This window comes from Pectobacterium jejuense (genome assembly GCF_026800125.1).
Lineage (GTDB): Bacteria > Pseudomonadota > Gammaproteobacteria > Enterobacterales > Enterobacteriaceae > Pectobacterium > Pectobacterium jejuense.
Map to the genome: position 1 here is coordinate 397,050 of NZ_JAPQKX010000004.1, position 16,727 is coordinate 413,776.

At 50.0% G+C, this 16,727-nt stretch carries 14 protein-coding genes and 1 other RNA gene; 5 read left to right on the forward strand and 10 right to left on the reverse strand.

Annotation, left to right across the window (positions count from 1 at the left end; all coding sequences use genetic code 11):
* The first annotated feature begins 7 nt into the window (after positions 1–7).
* Positions 8–1,168, forward strand: a complete 1,161-nt coding sequence (locus tag NXT09_RS10310) for a glutathionylspermidine synthase family protein (protein WP_268579618.1) — start codon at positions 8–10, stop codon at positions 1,166–1,168.
* 70 nt (positions 1,169–1,238) lie between these two features.
* On the opposite strand, the gene ygiD is transcribed toward NXT09_RS10310, so the two are convergent.
* The 6 genes from ygiD to rsmI form a co-directional block, all read right to left on the reverse strand.
* Complete coding sequence (gene ygiD / locus NXT09_RS10315; RefSeq protein WP_268579619.1) at positions 1,239–2,024, reverse strand: 4,5-DOPA-extradiol-dioxygenase; 786 nt, start codon at positions 2,022–2,024, stop codon at positions 1,239–1,241.
* Positions 2,025–2,200: 176 nt separating this feature from the next.
* Positions 2,201–2,488 carry a type II toxin-antitoxin system RelE family toxin gene (locus NXT09_RS10320; RefSeq protein WP_039282785.1) on the reverse strand — a complete coding sequence of 96 codons (288 nt, stop codon included), beginning with the start codon at positions 2,486–2,488 and terminating at the stop codon, positions 2,201–2,203.
* Positions 2,478–2,732, reverse strand: a complete 255-nt coding sequence (locus NXT09_RS10325) for a type II toxin-antitoxin system Phd/YefM family antitoxin (protein ID WP_039282788.1) — start codon at positions 2,730–2,732, stop codon at positions 2,478–2,480. The genes NXT09_RS10320 and NXT09_RS10325 overlap by 11 nt, the downstream gene beginning before the upstream one ends.
* Before the next feature lie 680 nt (positions 2,733–3,412).
* Positions 3,413–5,605, reverse strand: a complete 2,193-nt coding sequence (locus NXT09_RS10330; protein WP_039510035.1) for an AAA family ATPase — start codon at positions 5,603–5,605, stop codon at positions 3,413–3,415.
* A gap of 310 nt (positions 5,606–5,915) precedes the next feature.
* Positions 5,916–6,294, reverse strand: an RNA gene (rnpB, locus tag NXT09_RS10335) — RNase P RNA component class A.
* Between the two features lie 25 nt (positions 6,295–6,319).
* The gene (gene rsmI, locus NXT09_RS10340) at positions 6,320–7,207 is read right to left on the reverse strand and encodes a 16S rRNA (cytidine(1402)-2'-O)-methyltransferase (RefSeq protein WP_039510034.1); all 888 of its coding nucleotides are present in this window, start codon (positions 7,205–7,207) and stop codon (positions 6,320–6,322) included.
* Positions 7,208–7,268: 61 nt separating this feature from the next.
* Here rsmI and NXT09_RS10345 point away from each other — a divergent pair, with 61 nt between their 5' ends.
* The 4 genes from NXT09_RS10345 (at position 7,269) to dolP (ending at position 10,878) form a co-directional block, all read left to right on the forward strand.
* On the forward strand, positions 7,269–9,287 hold the full coding sequence (locus NXT09_RS10345) for a penicillin-binding protein activator (protein WP_268579620.1): 2,019 nt from the start codon (positions 7,269–7,271) through the stop codon (positions 9,285–9,287).
* Entirely contained in the window at positions 9,284–9,640 is a 357-nt protein-coding gene (locus NXT09_RS10350; RefSeq protein ID WP_039279491.1) for a YraN family protein, read from the forward strand. The genes NXT09_RS10345 and NXT09_RS10350 overlap by 4 nt, the downstream gene beginning before the upstream one ends.
* Before the next feature lie 63 nt (positions 9,641–9,703).
* The gene (gene diaA / locus NXT09_RS10355; protein ID WP_005975525.1) at positions 9,704–10,294 is read left to right on the forward strand and encodes a DnaA initiator-associating protein DiaA; all 591 of its coding nucleotides are present in this window, start codon (positions 9,704–9,706) and stop codon (positions 10,292–10,294) included.
* A gap of 11 nt (positions 10,295–10,305) precedes the next feature.
* Positions 10,306–10,878, forward strand: coding sequence for a division/outer membrane stress-associated lipid-binding lipoprotein (gene dolP / locus NXT09_RS10360; protein ID WP_120358112.1), 573 nt, complete (start codon positions 10,306–10,308; stop codon positions 10,876–10,878).
* Positions 10,879–11,019: 141 nt separating this feature from the next.
* On the opposite strand, the gene NXT09_RS10365 is transcribed toward dolP, so the two are convergent.
* From NXT09_RS10365 to arcB, 4 genes are all read right to left on the reverse strand, one after another.
* Positions 11,020–12,315, reverse strand: coding sequence for an alginate lyase family protein (locus NXT09_RS10365; RefSeq protein WP_268579621.1), 1,296 nt, complete (start codon positions 12,313–12,315; stop codon positions 11,020–11,022).
* Between the two features lie 89 nt (positions 12,316–12,404).
* On the reverse strand, positions 12,405–13,139 hold the full coding sequence (mtgA, locus tag NXT09_RS10370) for a monofunctional biosynthetic peptidoglycan transglycosylase (RefSeq protein ID WP_120358114.1): 735 nt from the start codon (positions 13,137–13,139) through the stop codon (positions 12,405–12,407).
* On the reverse strand, positions 13,136–13,789 hold the full coding sequence (gene elbB / locus NXT09_RS10375; protein WP_010280199.1) for an isoprenoid biosynthesis glyoxalase ElbB: 654 nt from the start codon (positions 13,787–13,789) through the stop codon (positions 13,136–13,138). The genes mtgA and elbB overlap by 4 nt, the downstream gene beginning before the upstream one ends.
* 467 nt (positions 13,790–14,256) lie before the next feature.
* A complete protein-coding gene (gene arcB / locus NXT09_RS10380) occupies positions 14,257–16,626 on the reverse strand; it encodes an aerobic respiration two-component sensor histidine kinase ArcB (protein ID WP_205554153.1) in 2,370 nt (789 codons plus the stop codon).
* Between the last annotated feature and the right edge of the window lie 101 nt (positions 16,627–16,727).

Below are 16,727 nucleotides of genomic sequence, written 5' to 3' on the forward strand. Positions count from 1 at the left end.
GTATTAGATGAAGCGGATAGATATTACAGCGCGTCCTGACTGGCAGGAAAAAGCCACCGAATTTGGTTTTCGTTTCCACACCATGTATGGCGAGCCCTACTGGAGCGAAGAGGCTTACTACCAGTTCACGCTTGCCCAGATCGAAGAGCTGGAAGAAGCCACAGCCGAGCTGCACCAGATGTGTCTGCAGGTGGTGGAAAAAGTCGTCAACAGCGACGCGCTGCTCGCCAAATTCCGTATTCCCAAACACACCTGGGAATTCGTCAGACATTCATGGCGCACCAATCAGCCTTCGCTGTATTCACGCCTCGATCTGGCGTATGACGGCGAATCCCCAGCCAAGCTGCTGGAGAACAATGCGGATACGCCGACGTCGCTGTACGAAGCAGCCTTTTTCCAATGGCTCTGGCTGGAAGATCAAATCAACGCCGGAAACCTGCCGCAGAATTCAGACCAGTACAACAGCATTCAGGAAAAGCTGATCGAGCGCTTTGAAGAGCTGAAGCTCAATCACGGCTTCGGCCTGCTGCACTTCGCCTGCTGTCAGGATACGGAAGAAGATCGCGGCACGGTGCAATACCTTCAGGATTGCGCGCTGGAAGCCGGTCTGCCGAGCGAATTTCTGTACATTGAGGAAATTGGCCTCGGTGAGAAAGGCCAGTTTACCGACCCTGAAAATCAGGTAATTGGTAATCTGTTCAAGCTATATCCGTGGGAGTTCATGCTGCGCGAGATGTTTTCCACCAAGCTGGAAGATGCGGGCGTGCGCTGGTTGGAACCGGCCTGGAAAAGCATTATTTCCAATAAAGCGCTGCTGCCGATGCTGTGGGAAATGTTCCCGAATCACCCTAACCTGCTTCCTGCCTATTTCGCGGAAGATGAACATCCCGAGTTGGACAGCTACGTCATTAAGCCGCTGTTTTCACGTGAAGGGGCAAACATCCAGATCGTCGAAAATGGCAAAGAGATTGCGTCAGCCGACGGCCCTTACGGAGAAGAAGGGATGATCGTCCAGCAGTACCACCAACTGCCGAAATTCGGCGACAGCTACACGCTGATTGGTAGCTGGCTGGTGAACGATCAACCTTGTGGTATCGGCGTACGTGAAGATCGCGCTCTGATCACTCAGGATCTCTCGCGCTTCTATCCGCACACCATTCTGGATTAAGCAGTGAATTGAAAGTAATAAGGCACGGTTTTCACCGTGCCTTATTCATTACTGAAGCAAACAGCAGATTTTATCCCACCTGCACCGACAGCATACTCAGCGATCCCATTTCAAGCCCATCAACCGGAATACTGATTGCCTCTTTGCCGTCCCAGCCTCCCAGCACATAGAGCAGCGGGAAATAGTGATCGGGCGTCGGGTTGGATAATGCGGCACCCTCGTGCTGCATAAAATTAACCAGCGGATGGTCGTCACCCTGATAAGTCAGGTTATCACGCACAAATTGATTGAATGAAACAGCCCACGGATATGGCTCTGCATCACCGTCCCATTTCACCATCCGCAGGTTATGCACGACGTTGCCACTCGCCACAATCATGAAGCCTTCATCACGCAGGGCTGCCAGCTTACGCCCTAATTCGTAGTGATACGCGGCAGGCTGCGTGCCGTCCACGCTCAGTTGCACAACGGGAATATTCGCATCGGGATACATCTTGATCAGCACGCCCCAGGAGCCGTGATCCAAACCCCATTGGCTTTGATCGGCGGTAACGGGATACGGCGCCAGCACCTGCTGGATTCTCGCCGCCAATTCAGGCGAACCGGGTGCCGGATACTGGGTATCAAACAACGCCTGCGGGAAACCGCCAAAATCATGGATGGTGCGCGGGTTTTCCATCGCCGTCACGGCCGTACCACGGGTATACCAGTGGGCAGAAACCGCGATAATCGCCTTCGGACGCGGCAGCGTCTCACCCAGCGTTTGCCATGCCTGCGTATACACATTGTTTTCCAACACGTTCATCGGGCTACCGTGGCCGAGGAACAGTGCAGGCATCCGGGAAGTGTTGTTCATAGTCATATCCTCTGAAAGATGTCAGCGAGCGTGCAGCCGCACGCGATGGCCTTACTTTACGCGCTTTATGACACAGAAAAAGTCAGAGTTATGTGATGGAGAACATCAATTAATTTGAAAGGTATTACGCGGCAAGAAAAACTACCGATAAGGAATAGAACTCGCAAAAGACCAGATTAAGCAGAGCGACCTTTAGTATCAGAATAAATCTGGCTACCTTCGCGCTTTCCCACCCCCATAACCATCACAGTAATGGTCTCATCCTGGACCAAATACACCAGCCTGTAGCCAGCGGACTTCAGTTTAATTTTATACTGGTCTTTACGGCCATGAAGCTGTGCTGAAGGAACACGAGGATTTTCCAAGCGCTCGACCAGCTTTTTCTTGAACTGCTCCCGGACAGGATGCCCTAACTTTTTCCATTCCTTCATTGCAGAAGGCACAAATTTTAACTTATAGGTCATCGAGCGAAATCTCTTCCGCGTCAGCTAACTCTGACATCCGATCATCAACGGTACGCCCCAGCTCTGCATCTTCAGCCAGTTCCATTAAATAAGCGAATACGGCAGGAGGCACACAGTAGAACGCCGGCTCATTCCGGTTCAGTATAGCGATAGTTTCACCTTCAGCAGCCCGAACCGTCCCCATCGGGTCACGTTTCAACTCAGTAATACTGGCGGCTGTGTTAGTTAGGATGTTGAAAGCCATAATTTCATTCACTCAATTCGGTTAGTCAAAGGTGACTTAAACACACTAATAATAGCACTTTTAAAAGCACTCACTATAGTATTTCCTAAGCATAGCTTCACACTGACCGTTAAGCCGCTTTCTTTCATAAAAAGCGTCGCGGACAGTCATTCATCTTGCCTACCCCCATAAAGCAAAACCCCGCCGAAGCGGCGTTTCATGATGAAGGGAGTTGACCGTTAAGCCAACTATCCCTGCGAAGGAGCCGTTGCACTTGATTAATGGTGCGCCTGTATCTCAGTTTGTATAACATTTTAATGAACCGCACTAAAACGTCACTATACTTGGGCAAGTTCTGTAATAGGAACATTTGTGCAAATATCATTGCCCCTTACCAAAATATCTCTATAATAATATCCAAGTTACCACCCCGGGTTTACTCTTCTCCTGATCCTGTATGCGTGCTTGTACACAGGGTGCAAGGACTTGCCAGTAGTTGACTGGTTAAGATAGGAGACCTATCATGGGACCGAAAATTGTTAATGTACGCAAGTACAAGCGTTTTCGCTTCGGACGCTGGGAAGATGTGTGTAAGCACAAACGCTCAATGCCAAGAAGCTAAATGATATGCCCGACGGTGGTAACCCCAGATTTTAATATCCATAGAGAGATAGAGAATTTATTTATCCCTCTATTGAGATTTAAGTAATTTTATCATCCAAAACCGTTCCCCCCATCATTGCCAAAAAATGGTCGTGATCTTGTGTATCGATAAATATCTTCTCAAACATCTCCAAATATGAATCCGCATCTACTGCTGCAAAAGTAGTTATATTTCTCCCGTCAGAATGAGAATTTCTATTAATAAATCGATAGAAAGAGTCATACCGATGATCAGAATGTTTCTGAGCCAAATCCCTGAGAACTTCCCGAAGTTTTTCTTTCTTGCATGCAAAGCTAAAATAGTACTCAAGTATATTACGCATTGTGTTTGGAAGTATGATTGGATTTACAATTCCAGATTTTACATCCTTCAACGTTTGCCACAAAGACTGATACTCATTTAGAACATCTTCCTTACCAATATCCTGGCACCGACTATATTGATTCTTGGTTATGCGATATAGTTTCCAACCCTTGATCGCATTTTTATCTGAGCCTGCTGTAATCACCAGTTCTTGGAAAAAGAATAGATTATGGGTCATAATTACAAATTTACTTGCTATACCCTTTGAAATTAGCCCATAATATATCATTGAAGATATTTCATAAATAAAATTATGAGATAGACTAGAAATAGGGTCATCTATTACTATCATTTTATCTTTAGCAATATTTTCTTTAGATGAACTGCCATTACATTGCTCAATAAAATACAGGAATGATATCAGTGTCTTCTCACCTTCACTTAATGTTTTAAAAACATTTTGATAATTCCCACCACCTTCACGATGAAGCCTATACGTTTCTTTTTCAGGGCTGTGTCTAACAATTTCGAATCCTGTAACCCCCAAAGATTTCAGCGTATTATTAATTTTACCTATTGTTTCCTCAATGTTCACTATCTCAGATGACTTTATACTGTTCTCTTTTTTGATATTTTCCAAAATAGATTTTTTATTAGAAATAGATTTCTTAAGTTCATCGACTGCTGTTTCAATCTCTTTTTTCTGAGTATCTAATTGAATAAAAAACTCGTCATTAATACTCCTTAAATAACTTAACAATCTAATTTCTAGATTGTTTTTTTCCAAGTCATAATTATCAATTTTCAAGTTATGCTGTGCGATATTATCATTAATTACATTGATGCTATACTTTAACTTATTACAATAAATTTCAACATCATTCAACGTGATCGATGATGAAGGAGATGATAACTTACTCTCAATCCTTTGGCTATTTTCTTTATACACACTTTCCAAGACAGCAAGTAATTCGTAGCAAGAATTATCGCTGGAAATATATTTACATTCATCCAACTGATTACGCAACACCAGAATTGAATCAATCCATAAACTATATTTCACTTTAGCAGCTTCAATAGACGAGAGCCTTTTCTTGTATGACTCATCAAACAACTTACTCAATTCTACTTTAAAATGCTCTACACTTAGGGTTTGCTGACAAAAAGGACAGATATCGTCCTTGAGATACTCCTCACCTCTTTTAACCCAATCACCATTTCCCAATCTATTTATCACATCCGATAACTGACTATCTGAAGATATAATCAGAGGGGTGTTAAGTAAAAGGCTTTCATCTTCATCCAAAATAGGGAATACTGGAAATTCAAGAAGAGAATGTCTTTTATCTTTATCCTTTTCAAGGAGATTAAATTCATCATTTAACTGTTCTGTAGTTAGCTCTTCTCTTTCTGTATGAATTTTAATCTCATCAAAAAATCTTCTTTTCCTTGTCATCCATGTTACTAAAGAAGCAATAGGTGCTCGCCTTATTAAGGATGATTTATTCCAGACTCTATCAATGAACGTACCTTCAACACTAGCACTGAGCGCTTCTTTTTCTTGAAGTTCTTCGCTTAAAGTTAAAATTTCTGATTGAATTTGTTTTATTTTTTTTATATTACCTTCTATAACAGCTTGTATGTCTGCATTATCGCTATTTAAGGTAAATATTCCTGGCTGAGTTGTTGTGGAATGGAAATTTTCATCTATATAATCCTGATTAAAAACGAGGTATTCAAGTCGGGGATCAGGCAAGAAAGTACATTTATTATACTGAGGATCTTCTGGTTTATAAAAATATCCAGATAAAGTAGATTTACCTGAACCATTTTGCCCGTAAATTAAAGTAACCCTCTTACTAAAGTCAAACTCAACCGCATCAACTGGACTGTAGCTACGGACGCCCTTAATACTAAGCATGCTCATGTTTAGTCCTCTATGAGAGAAGTGGTAATAATGTTATATCTATCTGTGCATCCATATAGCTGGTTGAGAATATCACTAACAAAAAACAATATACTAATACCTAAGATGATTTCCAACCCAAGTGTTTTTATCAATATTAGGAGGAGATCAAGGACTTGAAAAGCGTTTACCAGATAACCGAAAGTAGAGGTAGAACGTACCGTTCGACAAAGAGTATCAAGGAAGCGAACAACGGTTGGAGTATCCCATAATGTATCTCACTTTGACGCGAAATACAGACGGGACACACCAACCCATTGTTTTTGAATAGGAGTGGAGTTGACCGTTAAGCCGGGTTCTGTCGTGGACAGTCATTCATCTAGGCCAGCAATCACTCACTGGCTCAAGCAGCCTACCCGGGTTCAGTACGGGCCGTACCATGTGAACCCCTATTTGGCCTTGCTCCGGGTGGAGTTTACCGTGCCACGAACTGTTGCCAGTCGCGCGGTGCGCTCTTACCGCACCCTTTCACCCTTACCTGATCCCACTTGCGTGGGCCATCGGCGGTTTGCTCTCTGTTGCACTAGTCGTAGGCTTGCGCCTCCCAGGCGTTACCTGGCACCCTGCCCTATGGAGCCCGGACTTTCCTCCCCTCCACCTGTCTCCCCCGAAAGGGACGGCAGTGAAGCGGCGACTGTCTGGTCAACTCCGGCGCGGATGATAGGGCAAATTGCCCTACTTGTCATCCCCCGATTCACCGCTATCACCTTCTTGCTCCAGCCCATAGCGGTAAAGCGCATTTTTCTTCACGCCGTGAATCTCTGCCGCCAGCGCCGCCGCTTTCTTCAGCGGTAGCTCGGCACGCAATAGCGTCAGCGTACGCAGCGCTTCCGCCGACAGCGCGCTGTCATCAATCTGATGCCCTTCCACAATCAGCACCATTTCCCCTTTGCGCCGATTCTCATCTTCTTTCACCCAGGCCAGTAATTCGCCCACCGGTGCGCCGTGAATCGATTCCCAGGTTTTGGTGATTTCGCGTGCCAGCACCACGTAGCGCTCGGCTCCCAGCACCTCGCTGATATCCTGCAGGCTGTCCAAGAGGCGATGTGTGGATTCGTAGAAAATCAGCGTGCGAGTCTCTTCTCCTAGCTCACGCAGCTTATCCTTGCGTCCTTTGGTTTTGGCGGGCAAAAAACCTTCATAGCAAAAACGGTCAGACGCCAGACCGGACGCGGAGAGCGCCGTTATCGCCGCGCACGCGCCCGGCAGCGGCACCACGCGAACGCCTGCTTCACGGCAGCGTCGAACCAAATGGTAACCGGGGTCGTTAATCAGCGGCGTGCCCGCATCTGAAACCAGCGCGATGCTTTGTCCTGACTGCAATTTAGCCAGCAACACATCCGCTTTTTGTTGTTCGTTATGATCGTGTAATGCGAACAGTCGCGCATTAATCGCAAAATGTTGTAACAGCAGACCGGTATGGCGGGTATCCTCTGCGGCGATCAGATCAACGCTCGCCAATACCGCTAGCGCACGCTGCGTGATGTCGCCCAGATTGCCGATTGGCGTGGGGACAATGTAGAGGGTAGATGCAGAAATGTCTGCTTGTTGGTCTTGATTCATTGTTTCATCCGGGTTGCCGATTTAATATTGAGCATCTTTAAAAAAAATCACTGGATACAGTATGCTTCCCTTTCATTTCGTCCGTACCCAGGCAGGGCGTGTTATCCCTGTTTTGTTAGCGGCACTGTTTCTCGCAGGCTGTCCAAGTCATGCACCGCAGAGCCCACAACCCGAGGTTCAGGGCAAAGCCGACGCATCATCCGATTATTATCTGCAACAGATGCAGCAAAGTAGCGATAATAACAAGGCTGACTGGCAATTACTTGCTATTCGTTCCCTGTTACAGGAAGGGAAAGCCCCTCAGGCAAGCCAGCAGTTCAATGCGCTGCCAGAAAAGTTGAGCGCAGCGCAAAAGCAAGAACAGCAGTTACTCAGTGCGGAACTATCCGTTGCCCAAAACAATATGGATGCGGCTAAAGCAGCGCTGAGCCAGCTTGATGTGGGTGCGCTTTCCGATGAGCAAAAGCAGCGTTACTACCAGACGCAAATCAAAACAGCACAAGGTCGTCCTTCCATTGAGCTACTGCGAGCCTATATCGCTCAAGAGCCGCTGCTGAAAGGCGACGAGCATCAGATGAACCTCGATCAGACCTGGCTGGCTTTGACGCAAATGTCACCGCAGGAGTCCAGCTCGCTGCTGATTAATGCGAATGAAAATGTGCTGCAAGGCTGGGTCGATCTGCTGAATAACTATCAGGATAACCGGACTTCTCCCGATCAGTTAAAGAGCGCGATTCAGGATTGGCAAACCCGCTATCCGCACCACCCTGCTGCAAAAACGCTGCCTACGCAGTTGAATCAGGTCATTAACTACCAGCAGTCATCGGTGAACAGCATTGCATTGCTGTTGCCACTCAATGGTCAGGCGCAGGTTTTCGCCAATGCCATCCAGCAAGGCTTTAACGCGGCCAAGAACGGTCAGATAGCCACCGCAGTCGTATCTGCCCCTGCCGCACCGTCAGCGGATGCCACGCAAGCCGAACAGGTCACCCCATCGCCAGAAGGTCAGAATGCCCCATCGCCTGCGCCGTACAGCGATCAGGCGGTAGCCTCCACGACGCCTGCACCGGAAGCACAGGCGACAAGCGCTGGGCTGTCCAGTTCGCTCCCGGTCAAAGTGTATGATACGTCTTCACAACCGCTGGCGAATATTCTCACACAGGCACAGCAAGATGGTGCTTCGCTGGTCATCGGTCCGCTGCTGAAAAATGAAGTGGATCAGTTGGCAAACAGCCAGTCACCGCTGAATATTTTGGCGTTAAACCAGCCGGAACATGTCGAAAATAGCCCTAACATCTGCTACTTCGCCCTCTCTCCAGAAGATGAAGCCCGAGACGCGGCAAAATTTATCCATCAGCAGGGTAAACAGCAGCCGCTGGTGCTAGCCCCTCGCGGTGCACTGGGCGATCGTATCATTAACGCATTCGCTCAGGCCTGGAACCAGCAAAGCGGCACCAGCGCTCTGCAACAGCGCTTCGGCAACACGGCGGAGTTAAAACAGGCCATTAATAGCGGCGCGGGCTTAAGCCTGAGCGGTCAGCCTGTTAACGTGTCGCAGCAGCAAGCACAGCCGGGCACCACCATCGGCGGCTTAACCATTCCTTCTCAGGTTCAACCGACGACCAGCTCGTCCGTGAGTGGCAACATTGATGCGGTCTATATCATCGCAACGCCAGACGAGCTGGCGCTGATTAAGCCGATGATTGATATGCGCACCACGTCACGCGCCCGTCCGGCGCTCTACGCCAGCTCACGTAGCTTCCAGGCTGGGTTGGGCCCTGACTTCCGCCTCGAAATGGAAGGGTTGCAGTTCAGCGATATTCCGCTGTTAGCCGGTGCGAACCCAGCGCTGATGCAGCAGGTCAGCAGCCAGTTTAAAAACGATTACTCGTTAGTCCGCCTGTATGCCATGGGGATGGATGCCTGGACGCTCGCCAGCCACTTTGGTGAAATGCGTCAGATTCCGGGCCACCAGATTCCTGGGGCAACAGGAATGCTGAGTTCAGGGCCGGATTGCACCATCAATCGACAGCTAACCTGGCAGCAATATCGTCAGGGTCAGCTGGTACCCGTTCTCTGAATCAGCGAGCGGCTGGCGCAGTTTACGAACAACAGGCCCGGCGTTATCTTGAACGCGCGGGCCTGACCTTCACCGCTGCGAATGTTACGCTACGCGGCGGTGAACTGGATTTGATCATGCGAGATCGCCATATTTGGGTGTTTGTCGAAGTGCGCTATCGGCGCAACGCCCATTTTGGTGATGCCGCAGCCAGCGTCACCCGACGCAAACAGCAGCGGTTGTTGCATGCCGCCGCCGTGTGGTTGGCACAGCGAGGTGCCAGCTTTGACACTGTGGATTGCCGTTTTGACGTGCTGGCAATTACAGGCGAACAGTTCGACTGGCTCCCTAACGCCTTTGCCGCACAGGGATAACATTTTTACCATTCAGAGATATCTTATCCTTAATGGACTTCAATTTACGTAGGTTAATTCAACGTGCTGGATAGAATAAAAGTTTGTTTTACCGAGAGTATTCAAACGCAGATTGCAGCGGCAGAAGCCTTGCCGGACGCCATTTCGCGCGGCGCGATTGCGATGGTGCAGTCTCTGCTAAACGGCAACAAAATTCTGTGCTGCGGTAACGGAACATCAGCAGCCAATTCGCAGCATTTTGCCGCCAGCATGATTAACCGTTTTGAAGCAGAGCGCCCCAGCTTACCGGCTATCGCACTTAATGCGGATAATGTGGTCTTAACTGCGATAGCCAATGACCGCTTGCATGAAGAGGTCTATGCCAAACAAGTCAGAGCGTTAGGTCAGGCTGGCGATGTGCTATTGGCCATTTCAACCCGTGGCAACAGCCGCGATATTGTTAAAGCCGTAGAGTCTGCCGTTACCCGCGACATGACGATTGTCGCCCTGACCGGCTACGATGGCGGAGAACTGGCCGGGTTGCTCGGGCCGCAGGATGTGGAAATTCGCATCCCGTCACACCGCAGCGCCCGTATTCAGGAAATGCACATGCTGACAGTCAACTGCCTGTGCGATTTAATTGATAACACACTTTTTCCACACCAGAACGATTGAAGGAGCACTACATGAGGATAAGTTCTGCATTTGCCGTGCTGTCTATCGCCCTGCTGCTACAAGGCTGTGTCGGGGTTGTTGCTGTTGGCAGTGCCGTGGCAACCAAAACGGCCACGGACCCGCGTACCGTAGGCACGCAGGTTGACGATGGCACACTGGAAGTCCGCGTGACGAATGCAATCAGCAAAGACGAGCAGTTGAAAAAAGAGGCTCGTATCATTGCAACAGCTTATCAGGGGAAAGTATTGTTAACAGGGCAAGCACCGAGCACAGAAATGGCAAGCCGGGCTAAGCAAATCGCCCTCGGCGTGGAAGGCGCAGCCGAAGTCTACAATGAGATACGCCAAGGTACGCCGGTTTCAATGGGAACCGCCTCCATGGATACCTGGATCACAACCAAAGTGCGCTCACAGATCCTGGCAAGCGACACAGTTAAATCCTCTAACGTCAAAGTCACAACGGAAAACGGCGAAGTCTTCCTGTTAGGTCTGGTGACACAGCGTGAAGGCACCTCCGCCGCAGAGATCGCCAGTAAAGTTGGCGGCGTGAAACACGTCACGACGGCCTTCACCTACCTGCAATAACGTTTTGATTTCTTTAATACCTTTGTCTTTTTAAAAACAAAACCGCTGATGAAGACATCAGCGGTTTTTTTTATCTCTGCGCTTTTTATCCCACTTCAGAGAAGCCGTATCTTTGCCCGATGAGATCGGGACTCAAGAGAATTATGGCATAGCAGGGTTGAGCAACCAGAGTGCACGGCGGGTTTCAACGCTGATGTGGCTCGGTTCTTTATCGCGCGCGCCGGCCTCACCGGTGAGCAATTCCGCAAAGCCCGCCTGCGTGATTTGCGTCTGGTAACGCGGCGTTTTCAAACCACGATCCGCCTGCAATAACAGCGGGATAAGACGGCTGCTTTGCCTGTCCATCGTTTTGCGCGGCCACGCCTTGTTTTCATCCAGATACGGTGCCATAAAATCCAGTGCCTTTATCACACTGCTTCCCTTCGGCGTGTGGTACTGCCAGATATTCTCGCCGACGCGGGAAGCCAGCATCGCCATATCCGTTATCGCCTGAAGGTTGAAGTAGCTGTAATGGAAAGAGCGGGTACGTGCCAACTCTTCCGGCTGAGCCCCATCCGCTTGCAGTTGGTGATCCAATTTTTCCCGCTGTAACTGCGCCATGGATTTCACCACGTCGATTTTCCCCAGATACCAGGCGATCCCCGCAACCTGTACGGTATACCAGCTACCGTGATTGTTCTGGGCCGTTGCCTCTTTTTTCCCCAGTTTGCTGGTTTGCAGCCAGTGCAGATAATCACTCATCCATTTCTGCATCTGCTGTTCATCCTGAGCTGTCCAGCCCGGAGCCTGACGCAGCATAATCAGCGAATCGACGATACGGGTGGAAAAATAGCGCCCGTCCAATACGCCCGATCCTCTGCCCGGCGCGATGCCCGGCACGCCCTGCGCGAAGTCGAGATTAGGGTTCATGCGCGTAGCGGGGTCGATAAACCAGGTACGGATCATCGACATGGCCTTATCGGCATAAGCCTGTTTGCCAGAGAAATACCACGCCAGCGTCAACGCCTGCGTTTGGGCAGTAAATTTTGCCAGTCTTACCCCATCGGTCTCCTCATCCTTGCTGGCAGGGTTTACCTGCCCATCACGACGAATCCAAGGCAAACCATCAGCTTTGTCGGGATCGGGCCACCAGTAGGCGCTGAGGCTCAAATAATCATGCTTTGAACCACTGGGTGGCGTGGATTTCTTTTCCGTCACGCTGGGATTATTTATTTTCAGCGCGCGGTCGGCTTCCGAAATAAGCTGCTCGTACGCCATTCGCGTCTGCGGCTTTTCCGTTTTCTGCTGTAGCTGCTGTTTTACCGAAGATAACTGAGCCTGCTGCAAGAAGGCGTAGGGATTATCGGGGGATGACGCTTTAGGCTCCGCATCCGCACGGGCAACAGAAGCCACACAACACAATGCAACCAGTAAACCTGACCAATAACGTAACCGCATACTTTCTCCTGATGTCGAAAACACGACCGTTAACGCAAAAATTTCTCGGTATAGTAAACGAACAAAGCGACTTAATTCAGATTGTTACCTCACAACAGATCGTTATCTCGCAAAAACGCGTCGCCGCCCATCTGCCTCATCTGGCGCAAAATCCACTGCTGACGTTGAATAACATAGCCGGAGGGCGCATTCGCACGAAAGCGAATGGGGTTCGGCAGCACCGCCGCCAGTAAGGCAGATTCACTTGCCGTCAGCCTGCTGGCAGGCTTGTTGAAATAACGTCTGGCGGCCGCTTCCACGCCAAAAATTCCGGGGCCAAATTCGGCGATATTCAGATACACGGTCAGAATCCGCCGTTTTGTCCAGACCAGCTCAACTCCGGTGGTAATACCCGCCTCAAGTCCCTTGCGCACCCAGCTACGTCCATCCCACAGAAAAAGGTTCTTCACCATCTGCTGCGACAGCGTAGAGGCACCGCGAATCCGCTGCGTGTTGCGCTCGTTGTGCTTCAGTGCCTGGCCAATCGCATCCAGATCGAAACCCCAATGCTGAGGGAATTTTTGGTCTTCCGCCGCGATCACCGCCAGCGCCATTTCCGGTGCAATCGCCTCCATTGCCACCCAGTCAGAATGGGCAACGTAGGAGAACTCGCCTTTCAGCCATGCGCTGATCTGCCTGTCGGCCATCACCGCAGAGAACGGCACGGGCAGGAAGGAAAATAGCAGGATGCCAGCCAGCCACGCACCGATGACAACCAACAGACTCCGAACAATCAGGCGCTTCAGCCACGTGAATAAGCCTCCACGCCCTCGGTTCCACCTCATTCGGTGAGATCCAATACGCGTGCCACAAGCTTATCAATGCCTTGTGCCGCTTCGCTGATGGAGTTAGCCAGCATATAGGCCGGTGTGGTCACGATTTTATGCTCTTCATCAACCACGATATCATCGACCGGACAAACCACGTGGATACCACCCATCTCGTCGACGGCCTCAGCGGTATCAATATCGTTACCAATGGTTACGCGAACAGGTACACCCAAAATCGTTGGCAGCAGCGCCGGTGAGATGCAAATAAAACCAATTGGTTTATTTTGCTTATAAATTTCCTGTGTGAGCAATTGCAGCGTTTCGTCAATCTGACACGCCGTTCCCTGCGTCGCGAAGTCACTTAAATTTTTCGCAGCGCCAAAACCACCCGGCACAATCAGCGCATCTAAATCTTGTGCATTTGCCGCAGAAAGCGGCTGGATTTTTCCCCTGGCGATCCGTGCTGATTCTGCTAAAACGTTGCGATTCTCACCAGTTACGTCACCTGTCAGGTGATTAACCACCTGTAATTGTGGTTTATCTGGCGCAAAGCAAACTGCTTGCGCGCCCGCGCGATCCAGCGCAAGTAACGTCAATACGGCTTCATGAATCTCGGAACCGTCATAAACACCACAACCACTAAGGACAATGCCGACTCGTTTCATCATCTTTTCCTTCATTTCATTACATCAACTAATTGATTTTTTAATTGACAAACACTAATCTACATCACACATTTTAATGATTCTTGTAACAAAGATTTCTACATTTGCTATTTTGTTGCTTGATGAAGATGTACAGTAGCTAGGTTTTAGTCGCTGTTGTAATTTGTAGTCGTTAAGAACATAGTTAAGACACGAATATCCGCACTTGCGAGTTTACAAACCCTGAGATCTAAATGCAGGTGCATGTTTTCCCTGGTGTTGGCGCATAATTCGCGCACCCCGACTTCGGTCGGGGTCATTTTTTTCTACCGTATGAAAACGTGCAAAGCCCTCGCATCCCCATCCCCCTAGAATCGTAAACATCACTCAATCTGCCGCCGTTGGCACTTTTTGCATGATATCGTGCAAGACGAAAAAATTTTCTAGCCGTTTTGCTCGCCACGTCCCTGTGGCCGCAACAGACCGTATCAGGATTCTTTTTCGGCTTTTGCTACCCAATCACGCAGTACCTGAACGTCATGACGCCAGTCGTGCTTAAGCTCATCAACCCATTCCTGCACGTTATCCCACCATGCCGGTAGCGATGAGGTCTGAATTTGCTGGGCAACTTGCTGCAGATGCCGTAACCCAACGGAACCTGCCGCCCCTTTGATTTTGTGTCCTTCTTCCGTAATGCCTTTCTGGTCGCGCGCTGTCATGTTGGAATCCAAAATCGCCAGATAGCCCGGCATCATCTGTTCAAACATCTCCAGACTCTGGTGGATCAATTTCGGCCCCACCAAATCCAGATACTGTTCCAGCATCGGGATATCCAGCAGATCTTCTTCTGCGTTTGCCATTTCATCCTCCTCCTCAATCACCGGTTCTTCCGTCCACACCGAGTGCGTATCCCAGAATTGTTTGATGACGGCGGTCAGCGCAGGTACCGAGAGCGGTTTGCTCAGCACGTCGTCCATTCCCGCATCCAGATATTCGCGTTTATCTTTCAGCACGTTCGCCGTCAGCGCTACCAGCGGCGGCATACTACGTTTGCCATAGCGTGAACGCAGCTGACGCGCCACGTCCAGCCCGGTCATATCCGGCAGTTGAATATCGAGCAGTACCAGATCGAACTCATCGGGATCGAACATGTCCAGCGCTTCCTGCCCGGTCATGGCGACATCCACGCTATTACCCAGTTTTTCCAGTACCGAACGCGCGACAACTACGTTGAGTTCAATATCCTCCACCAGCAGAACATGCAGCGCCGGTAGCGGCAAATCATCGTCGTCGTCCAGGCCGCTTCCCGCTTCATCGACGCTCGGGGCCGTCACCGTCAGGGTGAAGCAGGATCCCTTGCCTTGCGTACTGGAAACCTGGATATCGCCCCCCATGTTCTGTGCCAGACGCTTCGACACCGCCAGACCGATTCCCGTGCCCGTTGCGGGTTTCCCGCCGTGCTGGTCTTTGACCTGATAATACATGGCGAAGATTTTTTCCAACTCATCCGCCGGAATACCCATCCCGGAATCTTCCACCTCAAAGCGCAGGCGATCGCCTTTCTCATGCCAGACGCGCACCACAATTTCGCCCTTCTTGCCGTTCTCACCCTTCGGCGTGAATTTCACCGCGTTGCTGAGCAGGTTCCACAGGATCTGCCGCAGGCGCGTTCCGTCAGTAATGACTTTCTGCGGCAGAGGCTGATGCTGGTCCATAATCAGCTTCAGACCTTTCGGTTCTGCCAGCAGGCCACCGAGGTTTTCCAGATCCACCAGAAAACCGGTGAAATCAATCGGCTGGTTATCGAGTTGCACCTTGCGGCGCTCCTGTTTGTCCATCTCAATCACGTCGTTAAAGATATTGCCCAGCGTAATCGCGCTGACGTGGATGGTTTTGAGGTATTTTTGCTGTTCAGGGTCAAGTTGCGTATCCAGCAGGATGCGACTTAACCCGACAATGCCATTAAGCGGCGTACGAAGCTCGTGGCTGATTGTTGAGATAAAAGTGGTCTTCTCCCTACTGGCGTTCTCTAACGCGTCCTGGTAACGCTTACGCTCCGTTATATCGCGTCCAAACCCCATCAGCCCGTGACGTTTGCCCATCCGGTCATAAAATGGCACCTTGCGCAGCTCAAAACAGGCTTTACGGCCATCGGGATACACCAGCCATTGTTCGTAGGTCAGAGAAACGTTGTGGCGGAACACTTTTTCGTCCGTTTCCATCACTTTCTCGGCAATATCGGGGGCGTAAACATCCTGTGGCGTCAGACCAATGAGCTGCTTCTGACTTTTGCCCACCAGCAGCTCCATCGCACGGTTACAGCCGGAGAATTCTTTATCTTCGTTACGGTAGTAAACCAAATCCGGCGAGGCATCGAGGAACGAGCGCAGCAGCGCAGATTGCTGCTCCAGCTCAATCTGCGCCTGTTCGCGGCGGGACATCTCTTCTTTGAGCCGGCTCATCACCAGCACGCGCGCATCTTCCGCTTTGATACGGTCAGCGATTTCCTGATTGAGCTGTGCAATATTCTCCTGAAGCTGCGCATTCAGCTCCAGATCCCGATGGCGCATTTCTTCCAGCTTCGCCACCAGCTTCGCCAGTCGCTGGCGAGACTCTTCAAGCTGTTCCACCACCACGGAGAGGAAATAAACGGCCCAGGGCGTAATCAACAGCCCGAAGAAAATGGAGCGGACGACGTCGATATTTTCGACTTCCCCGCTGAGCAACAGGGTGACCGCCATTTGCACCACCATCGCTAGCAGCACCAATACCGAGGCCAGCAGCAGTGAAAAACGGACAAGCCCCAGTTTTACCATCAAATCAACATAGTACTGCGCCAACAGACGAATTTGCTTCATAGCGATTTCCCTTAGTCACCCACCCGCGCATCATAACGTAAAACGACGGCTTATACGGTGCTGCCGCACAGATTCACGGCACAGCATCAGCCGCCAATGTC

Coding starts and splice junctions, on each gene's coding strand:
- NXT09_RS10320 (WP_039282785.1), bottom strand. CDS start 2,488: ATGACCTATAAGTTAAAATTTGTGCCTTCTGCAATGAAGGAATGGAAA.
- NXT09_RS10310 (WP_268579618.1), top strand. CDS start 8: ATGAAGCGGATAGATATTACAGCGCGTCCTGACTGGCAGGAAAAAGCC.
- NXT09_RS10325 (WP_039282788.1), bottom strand. CDS start 2,732: ATGGCTTTCAACATCCTAACTAACACAGCCGCCAGTATTACTGAGTTG.
- arcB (WP_205554153.1), bottom strand. CDS start 16,626: ATGAAGCAAATTCGTCTGTTGGCGCAGTACTATGTTGATTTGATGGTA.
- elbB (WP_010280199.1), bottom strand. CDS start 13,789: ATGAAACGAGTCGGCATTGTCCTTAGTGGTTGTGGTGTTTATGACGGT.
- NXT09_RS10345 (WP_268579620.1), top strand. CDS start 7,269: ATGCTTCCCTTTCATTTCGTCCGTACCCAGGCAGGGCGTGTTATCCCT.
- NXT09_RS10365 (WP_268579621.1), bottom strand. CDS start 12,315: ATGCGGTTACGTTATTGGTCAGGTTTACTGGTTGCATTGTGTTGTGTG.
- dolP (WP_120358112.1), top strand. CDS start 10,306: ATGAGGATAAGTTCTGCATTTGCCGTGCTGTCTATCGCCCTGCTGCTA.
- ygiD (WP_268579619.1), bottom strand. CDS start 2,024: ATGAACAACACTTCCCGGATGCCTGCACTGTTCCTCGGCCACGGTAGC.
- NXT09_RS10330 (WP_039510035.1), bottom strand. CDS start 5,605: ATGAGCATGCTTAGTATTAAGGGCGTCCGTAGCTACAGTCCAGTTGAT.
- rsmI (WP_039510034.1), bottom strand. CDS start 7,207: ATGAATCAAGACCAACAAGCAGACATTTCTGCATCTACCCTCTACATT.
- mtgA (WP_120358114.1), bottom strand. CDS start 13,139: ATGAGGTGGAACCGAGGGCGTGGAGGCTTATTCACGTGGCTGAAGCGC.